Genomic DNA, 23,247 nt, shown 5'->3' on the forward strand with positions numbered 1-23,247 from the left:
TACCTCAGGAAGTAGACTCACAATTGTCCCAGAGCAGTCGTGTATCAAAGGTGACGGCAGCAAGCATGGTGGAAACAACAACACATGTAAAATAGAAGGCAGCCGGAGCGGTGGAAATGGTTGAAAGAAAACCGAATTGTACCAGGGTGCAGAGTAAGGCGATGACAAAAATATCAAGCATGGACCAACGACCGATGAATTCAATTAATCGAAACATGGTGGTTTTTCGGCGTAGTCCTGTGTGCCATTGAAAATGGATGGAAAGGAGAATAATAGTCAGGCCGATTATTTTAAAGAGGGGAACCAGGATTGAGGCCGTTAAGATAATAATCCCGATGCCATAGGAGCCGTCTTGGAAAAAATAAACAATACCATCCATAATGGTTGAACGTTCGGGGACACCAAAGTATTCGACCTCCATGATGGGGAGTATATTGGCCGGAAAGGTGAAAAGAACAGCTGTGCAGAGGAGAGCCCAGGTACGCATAATGCTGTTCTTTTTTCGATGGTGGAGTTTTTCTCCGCATCGAGGGCACTTTGAGTGAGATGGTGTTTTCCCGTTGTCTGACCACACTATTTTATGACAGGTATGGCAGACCAGATGGCTTGCTCCACGGCTGTTGGATCCGGGTGATGTTAGGGGTTCCGGCGGGGATGGGCTCGTTTTGGCGCAGGTCGGTTCTAGTAATGACCAGAAGAGTTTTCTGTCGCTGGCTGTTTGGGAAGCAATGGTAACAACAACAAGAAAGACAAAACAGAAAAAGCCTAGATTGAGATTGATTTCCGCAGAGTGGGCCATCTTGATGATTGTAATCAATATGCCGACCAGAAAAACATCGGTCATGGCCCATTCACGTAGATGGTTGTAGTGCCGAAACATCCATGGCATCCATTTTTTTTTGTGATCCGTGAGAAGACCGAAAGAAACTACACAGAGACTTAACAGAGTGAAAAAAGGAAAAATAACGGCGGTCAAAAGAACGATGAAGCCCACAAAGAATTGCTGCTGAACAAACAGGCTGAAGATTGCATAGATGATGGACGAGGTGGACTCTGTACCGAGGATGCCCATGGTCAGCAAAGGGAGAAAGAGTGCGGGAATATAAAGCAGGAGCGCTGTCAGGCTAAGGGAAAAGGTTTTAACAATGGAATTGTGTTTATCCCTGTGGAGCAGTTCATTACATCTGGGGCACAGCGCAGCATGGTTTTCTCGTGCAGTCGTGCCGCTAAGCAGCAGATCGCAGCTGGGGCACGCCGTTACGGTTGTATTGAGGGAGGGCTGAGTGGTTTTGTTCACGTAGGCTACGAGGTGCTACAGTAGATTTTTCGTAACTACTCACAGGCACCCTATATTCCAACGGTCACGATTTCCCGCATAGATAGGCTAACAGAGTCTTCGCTTACCTGCGAAAAATCGTACCTGCCCAAATATGAGGCAGCTGTAAGCGGTTACAGGTTTTAGGTATAATACATCAAAGAGTTATCAACTCCGTGAGTAGTTACGATTTTTCATGAACATTGGTTCAAGCTTGCTGAGTTACACTCAAATTTCACTGTTGATCAGCATCAGCTGGAGTTTCATTTATCACAATTTTCATGAGGAATGTGGACGATTGATATCAAAAGAATAACGGACAACGGCCAATGTCGCAATCCAGGAGACTGTTTTTTTTTGTTTTGTGAGACTGGAGAGGGGCCTCAGGAGTTTTAGCCGTTTTGTATAAATTGAGTAGCGTCGCTCTCCGGCATAGGTTTGGCAAAGAAATATCCCTGGGCTTCATTGCAGCCTAAAGTACGCAGCCAGTCAAGCTGCTCTCCTGTTTCTACGCCTTCAGCTATAACTTTTAGCTGCATTTGTTTGGACATTGCAATGATAGTGGAAACTATACTTCTGCTATGGTTGTCATTGGCATCTATAAAGCGTTTGTCTATCTTGAGGGTGGAGACTGGCATTTCATTGAGATAGCTTAGGGAGGAATACCCAGTGCCAAAATCATCAATGGAGAAACTTATCCCTCGCTGACGGAATCTGTTCATGGTTTTCAGGGTATGGTGAATATCCTGCATGGCCGTTGTTTCGGTAATTTCAAACTCTATGTATTTATGGTCAATTCGATATTTGTGAAGAATGGTATCTATGGTTTCAACTATTTCCAGATTGTTAAAGGTCCGAGGAGCCATGTTGACGCTCACTGGGAGCAGAGAAGTACCTTGTGTATGTAATTTGTTAAGGAAAATACAGACCTCTTCCAGCACATAAAGGCTCATCTTGTCAATCAGGCCGGATTCCTCGGCAATCGGGATGAATTTATCCGGGCCGATGATGAGACCGTTTTTATTCCAGCGAATAAGCGCTTCAAAAGAGGTTAACCGTTCCGAAGGTATGTCTATTTTGGGCTGGTAATAAATAATAAATTCTTTTTTCTGTAAGCCGGTGCGAATGGAATTTTCAATACGAACATGGGTGAGGAAGTTTTCATGCATTTCTTGGGTAAAGAGGACAAACTTATTTTTTCCCTCATCTTTGGCGCGGTACATAGCCATGTCCGCATTTTTAATGAGTTCATTGGTGTTCTTGCCATCATTGGGATAGGTGGCTATGCCGATACTGGCATTAATGAAAAGTTCACTGAAACCGATAACAAAAGGTTCCTGCAGGCAGGAGAGAATTCGTCCTGCCAAGTGAAATATACCGCTTTCATTTTCAATGGATTCGCTGAGGAGGATAAACTCATCGCCACCAAGGCGGGAAAGAGTGTCTTCTTGGCGGATAACCTGGTTAATCCGTTTTGAAACCTGGATGAGAACCTCGTCGCCCTTGTCGTGGCCGAGAGTGTCATTAATATTTTTAAAATTATCAAGATCGATAAAGAGTACAGCCAATGTCCCGGCCTCTCTTTTTGCCTTTGAGATGGCTTTGGTTAAGCGTGCTTCAAGCGCAGCCCTGTTGGGTAGCTTAGTCAGCGCATCGCGGTAGGCCATGATGGATATCTGCTTTTCTTTTTCCTTTAATTCGCTGATGTCATGGAAAAAGGCAAAGTAGTGAGTGGTATTGTTGTCTTTATCTTTGAGTTGACTGATCGACAGCCATTCCGGACAGATGGTTCCATCTTTTTTGCGATTGATAATTTCGCCAAACCAGGAACCGTTTTTTTGTAAAGACTGCCACATCTTTCTGTAGAAGTTCGCCGACTGTTGTCCGGAACTGAGCATGTTGGGGTTCCGGCCGATGGCTTCTTGGGGTTGATAGCCGGTTATATCAGTGAAAGATTTGTTGACAGTGAGGATACGGGCATCCTTGTCGGTGACAATAATGCCTTCAATGGCATGATCAAAAAGATTTTTAAAAAGCTGGAGATAATTTTCGGCACTTTTTCTTGTAGCTATCTCTGAGAGCAATCTTTCGTGGGTTTGTTCGCGGGTGAGGATTTCGCTTTTGAGTTGATCATGGACAGCTTCGCTGGTTTGTTGTTCCGCGTTGAGTTGTTCTTTCGTTTGATGCAGTTCTTCGGTCAGTATATTGAAGGTGCTGCCTATCTGCGCCAGTTCCTTGTATGTCCGGCGGCTCAGGTGAAGGGGTTCAAAGGTGCTGATATTTTGTGCTGTGTGTTGAACAAACTGGATGAGTGGTCGAACCAGAATTTTGGTGGCGAAATATGCGAGAAGCAGAGCGAGCAGGAAGGCTGCTGCAAACGCCGGCAGTAGTTTTTGCGGGGAGAAGACAATAACCATATCAGGCCGGGGATGTGGAGCTGTAATCCCGGCAATGAGCCTGAGTTCAGGAATTTCTCTGAATGCTATATTTTTGTCCGCGGGGTTGCTACTGTTGCTCGGAATCCAGCTGTAGCTGTGAAACCCATTTTTTTCTTCCCATACTTTTTCAGCAAGCGTTGCAAATTCTTCCGCTATTTCAGCAGAGAGATTTTCCTTCACCGATTTTGAGTGCCATATATGACCATCTTGAAAAAAAAGGACAATCTCATGCTCGGCCCAAGAGGGAGTCTGGGCGATTGCGGCTTGAATGTCCTCAATGTTGATGAATGCTACAGCCTCGTCAACTGCAATACTGGTAATTATCTGCCAGCCCCATGGTTTAAAAAAGGTAACGTAACCAAGCTTGGAAACAGCAGTTGATTGATTTATCTTATCGTGGGTGGTGAAAGTGTAAAAGCCCTGCCGGGGGATTTCCTGTTGTTGATTTGATTTTTTGCCATGATAGGTTCTTCCTATCATGGCACTTTGGGGGTGGGCTCTGATCGTACTCTGCGCATCAATGGCAAAATTATAGGAGGATTTACCCCCTTGCCGACCTGTGATGATGCTGCCTGCAAGCCATTGCGCTTCATCAAGAGAAAGAGCACCTGCTCGAAATTTATCCTGCAGTGTCTGCAGGGCATCAAGTTGGTTTTCCGCTGTAGTTCTCAGATGGCTACGTCTTGCCCTATCTGCTGAGGACACAATTTGCCGCTGCAGCACCAGCGCAAGCGATTGGAGAGTTTGTTTTTGGCTGTCATTGGTGGGGTGAAAGAGGGGGAAATACGCGTAGAAGCCTGCGGTAAACAAAAAGAATAACAAGATCACAAATATGGTGAGAAATGTGATGTGTTTTGCACGGAACGGGCCGCGAAAATTGATGCGCAAAGTGGTTAACCTGTTTTGTTAAAACGCCACTGATCCATTGGATCAGTGGCAGCGGCCTGGCTTGGAAGATTCACCTCTCTCCTCCATTATTTTGCATGGTTGCATGCCCTCACAAAGGTTATCTGGTATTCAATTCGAACAATGCATACAAAAAAACATCTGTAGCAACCAGTATATAGAAGCTAGGGCAAATAGTCCAATATAATCATTTAGTTTGCTGAATGCCTTTTTTATCTGGTTATCCCGGTTGAAATGTGTATTGTTCACCATCTTCAAGAATAAACCGAAAATTTTAAAAAAATATGAGTACGACCAAGACTACCATCTCGCCGTTCAGCCTGCTCAATATAAAGCTTTTCCTTCTGTTTCGGGTGCTTTTTAATGCCAGATTTTACTATCCTGTATTTACCATTCTTTTTCTTGATTACGGCTTGACTCTGGAACAGTTTGCCCTGCTGAATACCGTTTGGGCATTTACCATTGTTTTGGCCGAGGTTCCCCTGGGGGTGGTAGCGGATCTGATCGGTAGAAAGCGTTTGCTGGTAGGAACGACTCTTTTAATGATTACTGAGTTGGCCGTGATAGCCTTTGTGCCACTTGGAAACGGTACGCTTATATTTTCAGCGTTTTTGGTGAACAGGATATTAAGCGGTTTGGCTGAAGCCATGGCGAGCGGTGCTGATGAGGCGATGGCCTATGATACACTGGTTGAGGCGGGCATTCGGGAAGAGTGGTCCAGGGTGCTCGATTTGCAGATGCGTTGCCAAAATTTCGGTTATATCTTTGCCATGACCATCGGTGCCGTGGTTTACGATCCCGGTATGGTTAATCGTTTTCTTCACCTGTTTGGCTATACAGGTATGCTTTCCCTGCAGGTAACCATGCGTTTTCCTCTTTATCTGACTCTGCTGCTCGCTATTGTAGCGTGGATGACAACCATGCGTATGCGCGATCCGCAAGTAGTTTTCAAGCAAGAGCAGGAGGAATCGGCGCAGTTAAGTGTTATGGAGATGACCCGCCAGACCATGGCTGCCGGCAGCTGGATCATACGCACTCCTTTGGCGCTGGCTATTATCCTTTTTGCTATGACCTTTGACCATACCCTGCGCATGATTGTTACCATGACCAGCCAGTATTATCGTTTGATCAACCTGCCGGAGGCCAGCTTTGGTCTGTTGGGGTCAGGTGTGGCTGTTTTAGGTTTATTGGTTCCTAGAATAGCAAGGGGCATGACTGATCGTTTCTCGCTTGCCAAAAACCTGGTTGTGCTCACTCTGCTGGCATTGGCCACTTTGTTTATTCTGCCGTTATTTATTCCCTATTACGGTTTCATTCCGATGATGTTTGTCTTTATAGGGATGATGATGACCTCTTTTTTTACCAGCTATTATCTTAATGAACTTGCCTCATCCGAGCAGCGGGCAACAGTGCTCAGTTTTAAAGGCCTGGCCTTCAATGCGGCATATGGACTGATCGGTATTTTTTATGCAGTGTTGATCCAGCAATTGCGTGAACTGCAGGGCAGTCAGCATCCTGAGTGGACAACACAACTGATTGAAAATGAGGCTTTTAAAATTTCCATGGGCTGGTTCCCCTGGTATATGATTGTAGTACTGGTGCTGGTAGCATTGATTTGTCTGCCAAGATTACGATCAGCCCCAAAAAGTGATGCCGGGGGTAGTGCATCTTAACAGGTAGCTGCTTTGTCGGTTGTGGAAAGGAGCTGTGTTTGATTAATGACGATGTAGGGCATATCGCTAGCTATTGATGTCACAGACGGTTTATGATCGATGCATCGGCAGAATAACTTTACCCAACAATAATGACAAAACAGGAGACAGGAATGAGAACGATTTTCGGTTTCAGGTTGGTGGGGACAATTCTTCTTGTTTTAGTGTTGTTAGCAGGAGGCCCTTCGACCTTTGCATCTGGTGAAGAACCTGATCCGGCCGCTGAGGAAGCCATCAGTGCTGCCACAAACCCTCAAGAAATAGATGCTGTACTTGCCAGGCTGAGCGACAGTGAGATCCGTAAATTGCTCATAGAAGAACTGGGCAGAACTGCCGCCGAAGCAACGGCTGTGCCTGAATCGAAAAGCGGTTTAGTAGCATCTCTACAAGAGTGGCTTCATGCTATTGATACAAATGACGATCAAAGCGGGGCAGGTGGGGTGCGTCTTTTGCCGTTTTTCCTACAAATACCTGGAGAAGCGGGCCGCGCCCTGATGCAGATTGGTGACGGCCATTTTGGCAGATTATTTCTCAATCTATTTCTAATAGCTCTCTCCCTTGGGCTGGGCTTGGCCGTAGAGTGGTTTTTTCGGCGAATGACAGGTGAAACCTTTCTCCAAGCACCGCCTCCGGTGGGAGAAGAAGATGAAGGGGTCGCCCGACTGTGGGGGGCTTGCGTTGCACTTTTACCAGCCATTGTCTATCTCACAATTTTTGTGGTTGCTTCCCTGTTTGTTTTCTTTCTCCTTGATATAGACCAGCAACCGGTAAGAGGGGCCTTTATGGCTGTGCTGGGAATTCTTTTCGGAGGGCGCTTTTTCTCCTTGCTTGCCCGACTTTTTTGTAGCCCAAATGCTTCTGCGCTGCGCCTGCTGCCTCTCGATGATGGTCTTGCGAGGAGAGTGTATGGCGGGTCTCAGGTTTTTATCTGGTACACGATGACGGCTATGATGGTGCTCACCTATTTAGGGGACCTCGGGATGAGCAAGGGACCAACGCATGCGTTGGGAGCTGTATTGGGAACACTGTTGCTGCTTTTTATTGCCATCAAGATCGTGTGGAACAGACAGCATGTGGCAACAGCGATTATTGGCGGGGAAGAGAAGCAAGCCGCCAGCTCTTGGGCAATGCGGCAGTTTGCTTCTATGTGGCATGTATTTGCCTTGCTCTATCTTTTTGGGATTTGGTCCATTTGGATTAACACCCTGATAACCAATACCGAAAAGGATAACGGGGCGTTGATAATCAGTTTGCTGATTGTGCCGCTTTACCTTATTCTTGATCGCATCGGCTTATGGTTAGTCGGTAATATAGTGACAGCTCTCGGCATTAAACGGGAAGGGGAGCCGGATGAGCAGAAAATAGCAACTTTGGGTGATGCATACCTGAGCCCTGAACAGAAAGAAAGAAAAATAAAGCAGATCATGCTGAGAGCTTTTCGTGCCTTTCTGGTGCTCGTTCTTTTTGTTTGGGTCATGACCTTGTGGGGCTTTGAGTTCCCCTTTGCCGTTAATATTGTCCAGGCAGCCTTTGATATTCTCATAACCTTGACCCTTGCCCTTTTTATCTGGCGTATTATTTCTAAAATTATCGAACGTAAGATCGCTGAATCAATGCCTGAGGAAGAAGAGGAGGCCGTTGATGACGGTGGTGAGTTCGGCAGCGCTAAACAACTGGGAAGAAGTTATACCCTGCTGCCGATGATTCGTAAATTTATTGCCATTACCTTGCTGGTGATGGTCGCCTTAATCGTGCTTTCATCCATAGGGGTTGATATTGCCCCTCTACTTGCCGGTGCTGGTGTTGTCGGCCTTGCTGTGGGGTTTGGCGCCCAGAAGCTGGTTGCTGATGTGCTCTCAGGCGTGTTCTATTTGCTGGACGATGCCTTTCGCGTTGGGGAATATATCCAGGCCGGATCGGTTAAAGGAGCGGTTGAAAATATTACCCTGCGTAATGTGATGCTGCGCCATCATCGCGGTATGCTGCAGATTGTCCCCCATAGCGAGCTTGGCTCGATTACCAACTTTATGCGGGGCGGGATAGTTGTAAAGTTTAACCTTGAGTTCCCGTACGATACCGATGTGGAGGTGGTGAGGAAGACAATCAAAAAGGTTGGCCAGGCAATGCTCCAGGATGAAGAACTTGGGCCTGATTTTATTTTGCCGGTGAAATCGCAGGGAGTGTATGAAATCACCAACTCGGTGATGGTGATCAGGGTCAAGTTCACAGCTAAACCCGGTCGTCAGTTTCTTATTCGCCGCGATGCCTATCGTCGTATCAGCGAGGCCCTTGCGGCCAAGGGGATTCATTATGCCCATCGCAAGGTTATTGTGGAAGTTCCCCAGGCGGAAGAGCATACGCTTACAGAGGAGCAGGTACGTGAGGCGGCAGGAGCTGCAGCCGCTCAGCAGCTCGCGGCTGATGAGAAAGCAAAACAGCAATCAGCAGCAACCAATACTGACCCTTTTTAAGTTGTATGCAAACCCATGGGAACAGATTCACTGTTCCCATGGTTCCTGGCTGCTGACCGTGGCTACATCGCTTTCAAACATCCCTGTGTCCCCTTGATCAATAAGGTCTATGAACCTATATTGTAAGTATTACCAGAATGTTAGGTGTGGTCCTTAGTGGAGCAATGGATGAACCGTTCAGCGTATCTTACTACAGGGATGGCCATCAAAACGCTTTCCCGTCTCTCAAGGGCGAATATTGTCATCCATGGTCGGGAGCATGTTCCTGGTAATGCCGCTATTTTTGTTGTTAATCATTTCACCCGGATCGAGACGTTTTTCCTCCCCTATCATATTTTCAACCTGACTGGAATTCCAGTTTGGTCACTTGCAAATGCCAAACTTTTTCAAGGAGGGTTTGGCCGTTTTCTTGAGTTGGTAGGCGCTGTTTCCACCCGGGATCCTCAGCGTGACGAACTTGTCATCAAAACCCTGCTTACAGGTGAAGCCAACTGGATTATTTTCCCTGAGGGCAGCATGATTAAAACCAAAAAGATCATGCATGGTGGAAAGTACATGGTAACGGACCCCAAAGGTATGCATGAGCCGCATACAGGCGCGGCAACTTTGGCCCTGCGGGCCGAGCTGTTTAGAAGGTACCTGTTACTCCACTCCAAGAAAAGAAGCTCTCAGGCGAATTGTTCGTTGGAGTATCTCGGGCTTGGGTCAGTAGAGGAGATGGGCAACGCCGCCCCAACTATTGTACCTGTCAATCTTACCTACTATCCCTTACGGGCCCATGAAAATGTCGCCTCCAGCCTCACTGAAAAATTGGTCAAAGGGGTTTCTGAAAGGGTTCTCGAAGAAATCATGACCGAGGGAACCATGCTGCTTGCAGGGGTTGATGTTGATATCCGTTTTGGGAAGCCGATTGATATTGGAGCACAGCTTGCTCATCTGGTGAGTGATGAAGAGCTGCTGCAATCTGATTTTAACAGCTTTGTTGGTGCTCCATTTTTTAAGACTGTTATTCAGGGATCCGGACGCCGGATCATGCAGCAGTACATGCGTGCTATTTATTCCATGACAACGGTCAATCATGAACACCTTTTTGCCTCCTTTCTCCGTATGTACCCCTACGAAAAAATACAGAAAAAGGATTTGCAGCGGCGTGTTTTTTATGCTGCCTCCCTGCTTCAGGAACGTGAATACCAGCACCTTTTTTTGCATAAGTCAATGCAGGAGGACCAGAGTCATTTGGTTGTAGATGATCGGTATCGGAAATTTGAAAATTTTCTCCAGCTTGCTATTGATAAAGGGATCGTGAAAAAAGAGGGAGAAACACTCGTTCGTGATCGGTCAAAGCTGTCAGCTCCGGTGAGCTTTCATCGGGGAAGGATTGACAACCCGGTTGAAGTTATTGCCAATGAAGTAGAGCCATTAAAAGCGTTGCAGAAATTTTTGTATTCTCTCGCGTGGCAGCCGGATTTTTTACTGAAGCTTTTTCTTATTCGCTACCTGTTGAAAAAGGCAAACCAGCAGTACCACAGTGCAGTCGAGCAATGGTGCAGCATGTCTGGCATACAAAAGGGCTCGGGCAAACCGATTTTTTACTCGAGTATACAAAAACGCACAGGAATTTTACTTGTCCACAGTTATCTGGCAACCCCTTTAGAGGTGAAGGAATTTGCCGGGTATCTGCATAAAAAAGGATATTGGGTGTATGCTCCACGATTGCCTGGGCATGGCACCTGCGCTGCCGATCTTGCCGGTCGCAGTTACCAGGAGTGGATTAATGAGGTTGATGCTGGATACGCACTGCTCAGTAATACCTGCCGCAGGGTTGTTGTCGGTGGGGTTTCGGTTGGCGGCAACCTTGCTTTGCATCTGGCATCACGTGTACCTGACATAGCAGGTGTGTTTGCGATCTGTCCTCCGATGCAATTAAGAGATTATAGCTCTACATTTATGCCTGCCAGTGATACCTGGAATAAAATGGTACAAAAAATAAAAGGGGAGCACCCTGATGAGCAGTTCTTGAAATTTGCCGCAGAGAGCCCGCATATAAATTACGATCGCAATCCTGTTCAGGGAATTAAACAGGTTGGTAACCTGTTGGATGATCTGGAAAAGAGGTTTGCAAAGGTTACCATGCCGTCATTGATTGTCCATGCAGACCATGATCCGGTGGTCAGGAGAAAAGGTTCACGAAAGCTTTTTGACCGTCTGGCGAGTGTGCAAAAAGAATACGTGTTAATGAACTCCGATCGGCACGTTATTGTTCAGGGGGCAGGAGTGGAAAAAGTTTTTCAGCGAGTTCGACTGTTTATTGAGGGAGCTGAAGCCCAATGAGACCTGTGGGTTGTAGGGCACAAAATCTAGGGTGCCGCAAATGGCTGGAGGGTTACTGCTATCCATGCTGCAACAGTATGCTATAACTCACCACTTCTTATTTTCATTTCTGTGAATATTTCCTGCAGTCTTAATGATATGTTCAATGAGTTTTAGCGCCGTATTTTTTCTGTATGCAGCAGTACTGCGCTGGTCATCTATCGGCCTGATTAATTTGCCATAGACTGCAAGATATTGAGGTAAGTGCTGTTCGAGTTCTCTGGTTGTGGAGCCGATTATCAGCTGTTCTGCCTCAAAACTTCGAATGACGGTCGGTGCGCAGGCTCCGATAGCAAGTCTGAAATCGGTTATTGTATTGTTTGCATTTTTCCATAGTGCCGCAACACTGAGCTTTGCAAGCGCGTTAGCCGCCCTTGTGCCTACCTTTTTGAATATCCACCCATGCTCGCCTGCGGCTTCATCCGGTATCTTAAAGCAGATTGATAGAACAAGTTCATCTGGTTGTAAGAGTGTCCTGCCCGGACCGGTAATGAAATCCTCAATCGAAATATCTCTGGTTCCTGAACCACCGGATGTGTGTATTTTTGCATTGAGCATGTATAATACAGGCAATGAATCTGCTGCAGGGCCGGCATTGCAGATGTTACCGGCCAAAGTCGCCGCGTTTCTGATACCTGGGGACCCTATAGATGATAGAGCTTTACGCAGCAGTGGGGGGCATCCGGGAAATCCAATTATATCGGTAAGGCTCACGCTGCTGCCAATGTTGAGGCGGCCATTCTCTTGGTACATGCGGTTCGTCTCTACTATTTGCCTGCAGCTGAAAAGGTTGCCTGTACCTGCATTTTTCGGCTCGGATTTTAATAGAGCGTGGCGGCGCACGATAAGGTCCGTTCCGCCTGCCACCGGCCGATAACCCTGATTGAGCAGCCTGATCGCGTCTGCAATGGTTTGAGGGCTCAGGCTCGTCGCCTTCATGGTCTTACTTGTGGGCGTTTGCTGGTTGAATTGTAGGTTTGCTGCAGCAAGCTTCTCTACAGCGATTTTTACCGCTTCGATGACCATTGTATAGCCGGTACATCGGCAAAGAATGCCGGATAATCCTGTTCGGATATCTTCATCGGTAGGTCTCGGATTGTGACTGAGCAGCGCAGCCGTGGCCATGATGAAGCCTGGGGTGCAAAATCCACACTGAACAGCACCGGCCTCGGCAAAAGCGTCTGCAATGAGGGTGAATTCTTCTGTCTTTGCAAATCCGTCAATGGTTGTAATGTTGCAACCCTTCATTTGTACTGCAGGCATGCAACACGAATTGATCAGTCTACCGTCCAGCAATACGCTGCAGGCGCCGCATTCCCCTCCACCGCAACCCTCTCGAACACCGGTAATGCCCACATCCTCACGTATCAGATCAAGTAGTCGTCGATCCGGGCGTGTTTCAAGCGAGACGCTGCGGCCGTCAATCTCAAAATCGACTGTAAAAGGAGGGCTCATCGAAGTTCTGCCTCCAGCTTTTCAGGGGTGACGGGGATTGCAGTAATGATTGTCCCAGTGGCCTGCGAGACTGCTGCCGCAAATGCCGCTGCAGGACCTATGTTGGGCAGCTCACCTGCTGCTTTTGCACCGTAGGGGCCAAGGCGATAAGGATTATCGATGAACCGGCATTGTAGATCAGGGAAATCAAGGGTGGTTGGAATAGTATAATCAGTAAAGGATAATTGTGCGGGCCTGCCGTTGCTCATTTCCATCTTTTCCAGATAAGCATAGCCGAGGCTCTGGGCGGTGCCTCCCTGCATCTGGCCTTTTACAATTTGTATATCTATCGGGGTGCCGACATCGTACACAGCCCAGGACCCGATTACTTTGGTGACATAGGTGAGCGGGTCAACTTCCACCTCCACTACATTGACTGACCAGGAGTAACCGGGATAGGCATCGCCGGTAAAAGTGGATTCATCCCATTCAAATTCCTGAGGGTGAACATATCTTTTTTCCGTCTCAATCGGTTTTTCTTTTGTCGGAAGAGGACCTGAGTCGATTTTTTGGAGAAGATCTTTGGCTGCATCATGGAGTAATTTGCCGACTATCATGATGGTTCGCGAGGCGACTGTCGGCCCTGAATCGGGTACCTCGCTTGTATCTGATTGGTTGAAAATAATGCGTTCAAGCGGAAGATGCATGGCTTCGGCTACGATCTTTCTCAGTGTTGTTGAGGCTCCCTGGCCCATTTCAACATTGGAAACGAGAACACGGACAATATATTCATCTGACGCTGCGCTTTGAGCCGATAGTCGGACAAGACTTTTAATAATGTCCTGTTCACCACTGCCGGTGAATGCACCACCATGGGCAGCAAAGGATATTCCGACGCCCCTATAGGGACGTGATCCTGCCTTGCGGTTGTACTCCTCCCATTTGCTGCTGTATTCGGACGCTTCCTCTATCTTTTCGATCATTTCATTAAATTTAATTTGGTCACGGAACGTTCCGTTGGTTACGGAATGGTCCCCTTGCCGGTAGAGGTATTTTTTCTTTAATTCCAGGGGCGGAATACCAAGCGTATGTGCAAGAAAATGCATGTTCATATCCGCAGCGAAATGTGCCTGGGGGCCACCAAAACCGCGGAACGCCCCTGAAGGGATATGATTTGTTTTCATTGTGCGGCCGCGGACATGCACATTTTTAATATTATACGCCCCGGTGCATATGAATATGGCACGCTCAAGAACAACTGCAGAGAGGGTCTGGTAGGCACCGGCATCTATCCTGCAATCTATATCCATTGCGGTGATATGGCCTTCCTGGTCGACAGCCGTCCGTATATGAATCAGTGAAGGGTGTCTTTTGGGGGTAAGCTGCATGTCGAGCCGTCTGTCGAGAACTACTTTGACAGGGCGTCCTGTTTTTATTGCGGCAGCAGCTGCCTGACCGGCAAGGATCGAGGGAAAATCTTCTTTGCCACCAAATGCACCACCCGTTACTGTCTGAATCACCCGTACCTTGTCCGCGTTAAGAGCCAATGCATTCATCAGCGAATTCTTCACGTAATACGGGCACTGCATCGATCCTTGAACCGTCAACATGCCGTTTTGGAAATCAGCGATCATTGCCTGCGGTTCCATGTAAGCCTGCTCCTGCATACCGGTACGGTAGGCGTTGTCGAATGTCAGAGCCGCATTTTTAAACGCCTGTTCAGGCTCTCCCTTAACAATATGAAAGTCATTGAAAAAATCTTGGGCTTCCTCGATTGTTGATACCGCAGGCAAACCTTCATATTCAGCCGTGATTTTCGAACAGAGTTCTTCACAGATATCAAGCTCGGGTCCGGCCACTGCAAGCAGAGGTTGACCATAGTAAAGAACTTCGTCTTCAGCAAAAAAAGGCCAGTCCTCAGCTATGATAGTCGCCCGGTTTTGTCCTTTGAAGTCTTTGCCGGTAATGACTGTATAGTTTTCAGGCAGTTTGGGAATATAGATGTTGAGAATGCGAGCATGCTGGATGTCCGCAGGTTTGACCACCAGGTACAGCATACCCGGCAAGCGCAGATCGGAGAGGTATTTTGCCTTACCCGAAGATTTATCTGCAGCATCATCACGGATTACTGCTTTGCTTATCCTGTGCACGTATGATTCCCCAGCACTTAAAGGTACCTTGAACAAGTACGATTTCGCCCAACCCGGATTTCTCATGAACTTTTTGATTTGAAACTCAACTAATTGATATTATATATTAAAGAGTAATTGTGCAATTAGCAGTTTGTTTTTTGTTTTAAATCAAAAAGTTCCCCCTTCGGGTCAATAGATTTTTCCGCAGGATCTACGTTACAAACCACTTGCGGTAGTTTACTACAGCTGCGTGGCTTGTGCCTTGCCCTGCGAAAAACTTTATTGATGAAAAATCCGGGCTAACTACTCGGAGTCTTTTTTGTTGCTCACCTATCCAGGAGTCTGGGTTCAGCAGGTTTCGATCGAAAAAAAACATTTTTAAACATACACTTAAGCATACATCCTTTCAATTTCCTTTTGCATCAGAGTGGCAATCTTTTCCCGTTTTATTTTCAGAGTAGGAGTAAGGAGTTCGTTCTCAACCGTCCATGGCTCCAGTGTGAGCACGGCCTGTTTTATCCAGGCAAATCCGGGGAAGGAGTGGAGGCATTTATCAACCCTTGCCAGTACTTCCTGTTGCAGTATGTTCGAGTGGAGCGAATCCTCACTGTCGGGTAGATGGAGCGTGGCTCGGAGTTCTGCCCATGCTTTGGGATCAAGTACGGCAACCATGGTGAGAAAAGGTCTCCCCTCACCGACGACCATAACCTGCTCAAAAAGAGGGTCCAGGGTGATGGCCATTTCAAGGTCCACAGGGGCGACTTTCTCACTGTTACTGAGGACGATGATCTCTTTGAGCCTGCCGATGATCTGTATATGCTTGTCTTTGATCACAACCTGATCACCGGTACGCAGCCAGCCGTCGGCTGTCATGGTCTGGGCTGTGGCTGCGGAATCTTTCCAGTATCCGCCCATTACGCAACTGCCGCGCACCAGGAGTTCATTGTTTTTGCCTGTTTTCACTTCAATCCCCGGCAAAGGAGGGCCTACGCCGGAAGGTCGGTTGTCTTCCATCCTGTTGACGCTGACAACCGGGCTGGTTTCTGTCAGGCCGTATCCCTGGCAGAGGGGAAGCCCCAGTCCGAGAAAAAGTTTTGCTATTTCCGGGGAAAGGGCAGCGCCTCCACTGATAATAATACGCAGCTTACCACCAAGTTGTTGCCTTACCTTGGCTGCAATGATTTTATCAAGTAAAGGGTGCAGCAGGAGAAGAGGTGACCAGGAAGCCCTTTTTTGTTCCCACTCAAAACGGTGCCAGCCTGTGTTTACCGCCAGAGTAAATAATCGTTGTGCGAGGCTGCTTTTTTTTGCCAACGAGTTTTTTATACCAGCATGAATTTTTTCAAATACACGGGGCACTGCAATAAGGGCCGTTGGCTGCAGGTGCTGGAGATCTTCTCGCAGCTGCGGAAGAGAGCGGACAAAAGCCACGGTAGCACCTGCCATGACAGGCAGGTAATAGCCCACTGTTCGTTCCAACATATGAGACATCGGTAAAAAAGAGAGAAAAAGGTCATCTGCATAAATGGGAATAGTCTGCAGCCCTGCATAACTGTTCTCCAGTATATTGCGGTGGCTGAGCATGACTCCCTTGGGTGGACCGGTAGTACCGGAGGTAAAGACAATGGATGCTACATCGTCTCCATTACTGAACTCGGTGTCAAGTGCCACTGGTTCACAGGCAAGCCATTCGCTGCTGCACTTTATGCGGAGATCTTCATCCTGTACCTTACAGAAATCCAGCGTAACAATGCGCTGAATATTTTTAAGCCTGTTAAGCACAGGCTCAAGATCGTTCCAGTAAGAAAGACCTGGACAAAGCAAGACTTTGGTGCCTGTTTCTTCAAGGATGTAGGCTATATTTTCCGGTCGGTCATTGGCAAATAAGGGGACCACAACAAGCCCTAACAGGAGGGCTGCCATATCAAAACATACCCATTCGGGACTATTGGGTAACATCAGAGCAACTCTATCACCTGCTGCAAGTTGTTCTTTGGCTAAGGCTGCCTTCCAGGTGGCGACTCTCTCACCCATTGCCTGCCAGGCTATATCCTCCCATGTTTCATTTGTTTTGTTGAAGTATCGGTAGGCGGTTGCCTGTGGGCTACGGGAAATACGTTCTAGAAAAAGACCGTGCAGAGTATGCACATGATCAGGAGCTATGTAATCTGTGGTTCGCTGCATAGGGAATCCTCTTCTCATGTGTCGAAGGTGACATGTTTTTCTTGCAAAGAGCTTATATTGTTTGCCAACCTTTATCAGGAGTAAAACGCCCGCCATACTGGGTGGCCAGTTGCTGCATTTTACTCAACAGTGCTGCTGGAGACTGGTCATGCATGTAGTGAACGACGCCTCCACGAAAAGGCGCAAACCCGGTCCCAAAAATCATTCCGGCATCCAAAAGGTCTCCATCCGCCACCACTTTTTCGCGAAGACAGGCGACACTTTCATTGACCAGTCGTAGAATCAGTCGGTCTGCAATATCGCCGGGTAGTGACGTTTTTTTATCAATGGAGGGCTTGTCTGGTTTGCCTTTTTTGTAGGTGTAATACCCCGCACCGCTTTTTTTCCCCAGCCGTCCTTGGTCAAGTAGTTTTTGTAGATTTTCCGGCATCTTCATGGTCGGGTCAACGGTCATGAATTCCGCTACCGACTGGCAGATATCCAGGCCGACCAAGTCCATCAACTCTATGGGCCCGACCGGCATGCCGAACTGCTCGGCAGCCTGGTCAATGGCCAGGGGCGGCACTCCTTCAGCCTCAAGCTGTGCCGCTTCATGCAGGTAGGGCATCAGGATTCGGTTAATTAAAAAGCCTGGGCTGCTGTGTACCGGCAGGGGAAGTTTGCCGATTTTTTTGGTAAAGGAAATAGCCTTGAGCACATCAGTCTCCTCGACATAGGAGGTGCTGACGACTTCCACGAGCATCATTTTCGCAACCGGGTTGAAAAAATGGAGGCCGACCAGTCTTTCCGGATTGTTTAGATCTGCTGCCAAAGTTTCCAAAGGGATTGAGGAGGTGTTGGTCGCGAGCAGTGTATCGGGGCGTATTTGCGGTTCAAGGGCAACAAAGAGCTCTTTTTTGGCATTGACATCCTCAAAAATTGCCTCAATGATCACATCCGCTTTAGGGATGCAGGCGCCATTGATATCCGGTATGAAGCGGTCAAGAACCGCTTTGACCAGATGTGGAGCCCTGAGTTTTTGTTGAAACAGGGCGGCTGCCCGTTGTACGGTTTTTGCCAGGATAGTATGACTGTTGTCCTGGATGGAGACTGTAAACCCTTGCAGGGCGCACCATGCCGCAATGTCACCACCCATGACCCCTGCACCTATGACATGGACATGGCGAGGCGCAAAGGTCGTGTCTGCGGGAAGGGCTTTCAATTTTTCCTGCAGCTGAAAAACTCGTATCAGGTTTTGAGCTGTAGGTGTACGTATCAGTTTCGAAACTGACTGGGCTTCCTGCTCCATCATTGTAGTTGGAGATCCGCCATACTTCTCCCACAAATCAAGCAGTGCAAAGGGGGCAGGGTAGTGGGTTTGGTTAACTTTTTGCTTGAGTTTTTTTCTGGCAAGTGCTGCTACCAGCGGGCGGGCGAGAGCGGCGTCTGCGAGTTTCGGCAGAATCTTGCGCGTATGTTTTTGTCCTTTTGCGAGTGTTTTTCGGGCAGCAGAACGGAGCAGGCGTGGGGGAACCGCATGGGTAACGATTCCAAGCTTGGCAGCTTGCCGTGCAGCGAGAATTTTGCCGCTCAAGAGAAGTGGCAGGGCGGCGGGTGCGCCAATGAGCTGTATAAGGCGAACCGTGCCGCCAAAACCAGGGTGAATCCCGAGCTTGACTTCCGGTAAGCCGATTTTTGTTTTCGGCTCATCAACGGCAATGCGATAATCACAGGCAAGGGCCAGTTCCAGTCCCCCACCAAGGCAAAAGCCGTTGATAAGGCTGATGGTGGCAAAGGGAAAGTTTTCAATCATGGTGAAAATATCCTGGCCTTGCCGTATGAGATGGAGTGCCTCTTCCTGGCTGGTTATGGTGGTGAAGCTGCTGATGTCTGCTCCTGCAATAAAGCCGTTTGCCTTGCCGGATTGGAAGAGCAGTGCCTGTGGTTTTTGCTGTTCTATAACCGGGATGATTTCCCGTAGCTCGTCCAGAACTTCTCGGGTCAGCACATTGGTGGATTTTTCCGCGACATCAATGGTCAGCCAGCAGTAATTATCTTTATCCAGGGAAAAATTCCAGTGGGCAAATTTTTTCATCTCAGAAGTCATATAAGATCTCCATGGAGCAGGCAGTAGTAATGGTCAACCGTTAGCCCGAAATCCGGGTTAGCCCGAATTTCTCATGAACATTGTGTCAACTTAACAAATTACACATAATTTTTGTATGTTATGTAAATTCAAATAGAATTGGTATTTTTTTACAATGTTCACCAAAGGTCAGTCCATCCAGCATCATTTTCTTCAGTATTTTGGCAATGAATATAGGCTACTATAATTCATTGCCAAAAACTTTGAACCTGACGCCGCCTGAACTGATGAGAAATTCGGGTTAGCCTCTTTTCAATAGCATTGCTCCCCCTTGCCCCCCTCCGATACAGAGGGTTGCCAAGCCGATTTGCGCCTTTTTTTGCTGCAGGGTATTGAGCAGATGGAGAACGATGCGGGCTCCGCTGCATCCCACAGGGTGGCCAAGACTTATGGCACCTCCATCGATATTGATTCTCTCTTCCGGGATGCTGCCAAGCGGGGTTTCCAAATCAAAGTGCTGCTTGCAGTACACCGGATCAGCAAATGCCCGCAGGCAGGCAATGACCTGGGCCGCGAAGGCTTCATTGATTTCCCAGTAATCAATATCAGAGAGTTGGAGTTGGTTTCTTGCCAGCAGGGGGATTGTGGAGTGTACCGGTCCGAGTCCCATATGCTCCGGCGGAAGACCTGCCCAGTGCGTGTCAACAATGGTACCAAGCACCGGTAGTTGATATTGATTGACTATTTCTTCATTTGCCAGCAGGAGCAATGCCGCACCGTCGGTTATCTGGGCCCCGTTGCCGGCTGTGATTCTGCCGAATCGGGGATCAAAAACCGGTCGCAACCGTGACAGTTTTTCTATGGTGGAGTCTCGTCGCAGCCCGTTGTCCTCTGTATAAGCGTGTCCATTACGGTCATAGATTGGTGTCACTTCGGTCATCTTTTTCTGGTCGTATGCTGCTGCCAGACGTTGATGGCTGCGCAGGGCATACTGATCCATCTCTTCACGCTGCACATGAAACATATCTGCCAGGTTTTCAACGGTCTGTCCCATGTTGAGGTTAACCACCGGGTCGGTAAGGCCTCTTAATATGCCGAAAACAGGGCGCAGGTGGCGGGGCCGAAGCTGTGAAAGCTGACGGAGTTTAGCCAGTGGTCCCCTTGCCTTATTCAGGTCTGCCAACCAGCCGATCATTTCATCGTTGAACAGCACAGGGGCATGGCTCATGGCATCTACCCCGCCGGCAAGAATAAAATTTGAATGACCATCCCTGATTCTGTCTACTGCCGTCTCCAGTGCCTGCATACCTGAACCGCAATTTCTCTGTACAGTCCATGCCGGTACCTTGTGGCCGCAGCCTAGTCGCTGTGAGGCTACCCTGGCAATGTTGACTTCATCCGGACTGGGAAGCACACTGCCGATGATAACTTCGCTCAGAAGGTCCGGCGAAAATGGTTGCCGGGCGAGGAGTTGTTTTCCTGTTGCTACCAGCAGGTCGGCAGAGGTAAAAGGTCCCGGCTTGCCGGTTGCCTTGAGAAAGGGGGTACGGCTTCCGTCCACTACATACACGGGGGGGTGGTGACTCATATGCATGCCTCCATTTACAATGTTGGGAAGTCGTCAACCGCTATGATTTTATGACGGTATTGTTCCAGGGTCAGCAGGAGCTCAGCCTGGCTTGGCGAGAGAATGTTTTTCTGCGCTGCCTCGTCAATGCGCTCCTCAGCACCTGTGGCCGTGAGCTTGTTGGTTTTCACCGCATCCTGCAGGGCTGCTTCTCCTGATTGAGCTTGGGCGGAAGTTGTCAAATAGGCATCGAGCAGCGTCAGCGGTTCTTCCTCGTTGTCTGGCAGGAAAATACCTTCAGTCAGTCGATCTCTTGCCGGGGTATCGCTGATAAGGATGGCCGCTACCTGCCGTCCGAGTCGGTCGTCAGGCTGGGGGTAGCTTCGTCCCAAAGGGAAGACCGTCCAGCGAAGGAAATGGCCAATCGCTTTTATGGGGAAGTTGGCAAACAAGGACAACAGACCTTCCTGGGCAGCATGCAGGCATTTTTGACAACCCCATTCAACCAGTGGCTTGTCCTGTATCGGTGTCCCTGAGTCGTGGTAATGCTTGATAACAGCCATGGTCAAAAACAGGTTGCTGATTACGTCACTCAGTCTTCCGGTCAGCTTTTCTTTGCGTTTTAAATCAGCACCAAGAACCAGCATGGATATATCACCCACAAGGGCAAAGGCTGAGGATAGTCTTGTTACCTGTGAGATATATTTTCCTGTAACCTTGTCACCTTGTTTGGGAAGCAGTGCGTTGCCGCCAAAGCCCATGAACAAGGTGCGGCTGAAATTACTGAGCAGGAAGCCGAGATGGCCGAAGAGGGCCTGGTCAAAATGGTTGAGGCTGCCGGTTTTAATGGCCTTTATCTCTTGCTGGATAAAGGGGTGGCAGCGCAGAAGACTCTGGTTGAAAATGATAAAGGTACGGGTAAGTATATTGGCACCTTCTACAGTGATGCCTATTGGTGCCGATTGATAGATTCTGCCGAGAAGATTCTTAGGGCCAAGGCAGATTCCTGCTCCACCCTGAACATCCATGGCATCGTTAATCACGGATCGCATGAGCTCGGTCAGGTGATATTTTGCAATGGCAGTGACAACAGCAGGACGTTCCCCGTTATCAATCCCGTGCACCGTTATTGCACGGGCACTGTCCATGATATAGGTGTTGCCACCGATTCGGGTCAGGGCTTCTTCGACCCCTTCAAAACGATGGATGGGCAGGTTGAATTGTTTCCTCGCGGCAGCATAGGCACCAATGGCACGACTGGCCATCTTTGCCCCACCGGTGGAGAGTGCCGGCAGTGAAACGCCTCTTCCCGCAGCCAGCGCTTCCATGAGCATGCTCCACCCATTGCCGATACCTTCTCTGCCACCAATGACCATATCCAGGGGAATGAAGACATCTTTGCCTTTGTTAGGGCCGTTCTGGAACGGACAGTTCAATGGAAAGTGACGGTTCCCCACCCATATCCCGGGCGTATCGCGGGGGATAAGAGCAAAGGTGATTCCAAGATCTTCCCTGTCTCCAAGGAGTCGATCAGGGTCATAAAGTTTAAAAGCAAGCCCGATGATGGTGGCAATGGGCCCCAAGGTGATGTAGCGTTTGTGCCAGTTTAAACGAATACCTATGGTCTCGTCTCCTTGGTATTCGCCCTTGCAGATAATCCCATGATCAGGGGTTGCGCTGGCATCGCTGCCTGCTGTGGGGCCGGTGAGGCCAAAACAGGGTATTTCATCGCCTGTGGCTAGTCTTGGCAGAAAATAATCCTTCTGCTCCTGGGTACCGTAATGGAACAGTAGTTCTGCAGGCCCTATGGAATTAGGCACCATAACGGTGACTGCTGCCGGAATACTGCGACTGGCAATTTTGGCGATGACGGCAGAGTGGGCAGTGGCTGAGAACCCAAGCCCTCCGTATTCTTTGGCAATAACAAGGCCAAAGAATTTGTTCTCTTTGAGATACTGCCAGGCTTCCGGCGGAAGATCGAGCAGGGTGTGGGTAATTTGCCAATCATCGATCATCCGGCAGAACGTTTCCACAGGCCCATCGATAAATGTACGTTCTTCAGGAGTTAACGACGCTTGAGGATAAGCAAGAATTTTTTGCCAGTCCGGTGCCCCGCTCCATATCTCTGCGTCCCACCAGACCTTGCCGGCATCCAAGGCTTCCTGTTCGGTTTGACTGACCTTGGGCATGACTGCCTGTGCTTGTGCAAAGAGTGGCTTAGTCAAAAAACGTTGCCTGAAAGGAGGATGGTTGAGGACCACCAGGAGGCTCAGGGTACCGGCAAGCAGCAGGACAAACAGCCATGTGGGCGGTGAAAAGAGCATTGTCCACCCCAAAAGGGCGCCTAAAAAGACGATGGAAGAGGACTTTAAGGAAAAACGAAATGCGGAAAGGAGCAAAACAAGAACAAATACAAGAATAATGAGTGCCTGAATCCCCATACTGCACCTCCTGAAAGTGATTGCCTGTAAACTGCAACACATCCCTGCTTTTTGAATTTACAGGGTGGAACTGCCTTTGCCCGTTTCTTACATTCTAAGCAGAAATTGCGAGTATGCATTCTTCTCGAGTGTTTTTTTTATATAACTGGTAGAAATAAATAAGAAAGCCTAGTCCGCAGCGGGTAAGATCATCTGTTTTCAGGAAGAAATGT

11 protein-coding genes are annotated in these 23,247 nt (G+C 48.4%); 3 read left to right on the top strand and 8 right to left on the bottom strand.

Features of this window, described 5'->3' with window-relative positions; all coding sequences use genetic code 11:
- Nucleotides 1–4: 4 nt before the first annotated feature.
- Both ACHZCY_RS15065 and ACHZCY_RS15070 read right to left on the bottom strand, forming a co-directional pair.
- Complete coding sequence (locus ACHZCY_RS15065) at nt 5–1,297, bottom strand: paraquat-inducible protein A (protein ID WP_319549457.1); 1,293 nt, start codon at nt 1,295–1,297, stop codon at nt 5–7.
- A 410-nt stretch (nt 1,298–1,707) separates the two neighbouring features.
- Nucleotides 1,708–4,641, bottom strand: coding sequence for an EAL domain-containing protein (locus ACHZCY_RS15070; protein WP_319549458.1), 2,934 nt, complete (start codon nt 4,639–4,641; stop codon nt 1,708–1,710).
- Nucleotides 4,642–4,943: 302 nt separating this feature from the next.
- Here ACHZCY_RS15070 and ACHZCY_RS15075 point away from each other — a divergent pair, with 302 nt between their 5' ends.
- The 3 genes from ACHZCY_RS15075 to ACHZCY_RS15085 all read left to right on the top strand — a co-directional run bounded on the left by ACHZCY_RS15075 (nt 4,944) and on the right by ACHZCY_RS15085 (nt 11,173).
- Complete coding sequence (locus tag ACHZCY_RS15075; RefSeq protein ID WP_319549459.1) at nt 4,944–6,332, top strand: MFS transporter; 1,389 nt, start codon at nt 4,944–4,946, stop codon at nt 6,330–6,332.
- A 152-nt stretch (nt 6,333–6,484) separates the two neighbouring features.
- Nucleotides 6,485–8,842, top strand: coding sequence for a mechanosensitive ion channel family protein (locus ACHZCY_RS15080; RefSeq protein ID WP_319549460.1), 2,358 nt, complete (start codon nt 6,485–6,487; stop codon nt 8,840–8,842).
- 168 nt (nt 8,843–9,010) lie between these two features.
- Nucleotides 9,011–11,173, top strand: a complete 2,163-nt coding sequence (locus tag ACHZCY_RS15085; protein WP_319549461.1) for an alpha/beta fold hydrolase — start codon at nt 9,011–9,013, stop codon at nt 11,171–11,173.
- Between the two features lie 87 nt (nt 11,174–11,260).
- Here the strand turns inward: ACHZCY_RS15085 and ACHZCY_RS15090 are convergent, their stop codons facing one another.
- The 6 genes from ACHZCY_RS15090 to ACHZCY_RS15115 form a co-directional block, all read right to left on the bottom strand.
- Nucleotides 11,261–12,667 carry an FAD binding domain-containing protein gene (locus tag ACHZCY_RS15090; RefSeq protein ID WP_319549462.1) on the bottom strand — a complete coding sequence of 469 codons (1,407 nt, stop codon included), beginning with the start codon at nt 12,665–12,667 and terminating at the stop codon, nt 11,261–11,263.
- On the bottom strand, nt 12,664–14,796 hold the full coding sequence (locus tag ACHZCY_RS15095) for a xanthine dehydrogenase family protein molybdopterin-binding subunit (RefSeq protein WP_319549463.1): 2,133 nt from the start codon (nt 14,794–14,796) through the stop codon (nt 12,664–12,666). Before ACHZCY_RS15095 ends, ACHZCY_RS15090 begins: the two co-directional genes overlap by 4 nt.
- A gap of 372 nt (nt 14,797–15,168) precedes the next feature.
- Nucleotides 15,169–16,962 carry an AMP-dependent synthetase/ligase gene (locus ACHZCY_RS15100; RefSeq protein WP_319549464.1) on the bottom strand — a complete coding sequence of 598 codons (1,794 nt, stop codon included), beginning with the start codon at nt 16,960–16,962 and terminating at the stop codon, nt 15,169–15,171.
- A gap of 52 nt (nt 16,963–17,014) precedes the next feature.
- Nucleotides 17,015–19,048 (bottom strand): 3-hydroxyacyl-CoA dehydrogenase NAD-binding domain-containing protein, encoded by a 2,034-nt coding sequence (locus tag ACHZCY_RS15105; RefSeq protein ID WP_319549465.1) that lies wholly within the window; start codon nt 19,046–19,048, stop codon nt 17,015–17,017.
- Between the two features lie 280 nt (nt 19,049–19,328).
- Entirely contained in the window at nt 19,329–20,615 is a 1,287-nt protein-coding gene (locus ACHZCY_RS15110) for an acetyl-CoA C-acetyltransferase (protein ID WP_319549466.1), read from the bottom strand.
- A 14-nt stretch (nt 20,616–20,629) separates the two neighbouring features.
- The gene (locus ACHZCY_RS15115) at nt 20,630–23,035 is read right to left on the bottom strand and encodes an acyl-CoA dehydrogenase (protein WP_319549467.1); all 2,406 of its coding nucleotides are present in this window, start codon (nt 23,033–23,035) and stop codon (nt 20,630–20,632) included.
- Between the last annotated feature and the right edge of the window lie 212 nt (nt 23,036–23,247).

The organism is Desulfogranum marinum (assembly GCF_963675105.2).
GTDB classification, from domain to species: domain Bacteria; phylum Desulfobacterota; class Desulfobulbia; order Desulfobulbales; family Desulfobulbaceae; genus Desulfogranum; species Desulfogranum marinum.

Excerpts from the sequence above, each read along its gene's own strand:
- ACHZCY_RS15075 (WP_319549459.1), top strand. The coding sequence starts at position 4,944 with ATGAGTACGACCAAGACTACCATCTCGCCGTTCAGCCTGCTCAATATA.
- ACHZCY_RS15080 (WP_319549460.1), top strand. The coding sequence starts at position 6,485 with ATGAGAACGATTTTCGGTTTCAGGTTGGTGGGGACAATTCTTCTTGTT.
- ACHZCY_RS15085 (WP_319549461.1), top strand. The coding sequence starts at position 9,011 with ATGAACCGTTCAGCGTATCTTACTACAGGGATGGCCATCAAAACGCTT.
- ACHZCY_RS15090 (WP_319549462.1), bottom strand. The coding sequence starts at position 12,667 with ATGAGCCCTCCTTTTACAGTCGATTTTGAGATTGACGGCCGCAGCGTC.
- ACHZCY_RS15100 (WP_319549464.1), bottom strand. The coding sequence starts at position 16,962 with ATGCAGCGAACCACAGATTACATAGCTCCTGATCATGTGCATACTCTG.
- ACHZCY_RS15105 (WP_319549465.1), bottom strand. The coding sequence starts at position 19,048 with ATGACTTCTGAGATGAAAAAATTTGCCCACTGGAATTTTTCCCTGGAT.
- ACHZCY_RS15110 (WP_319549466.1), bottom strand. The coding sequence starts at position 20,615 with ATGAGTCACCACCCCCCCGTGTATGTAGTGGACGGAAGCCGTACCCCC.
- ACHZCY_RS15115 (WP_319549467.1), bottom strand. The coding sequence starts at position 23,035 with ATGGGGATTCAGGCACTCATTATTCTTGTATTTGTTCTTGTTTTGCTC.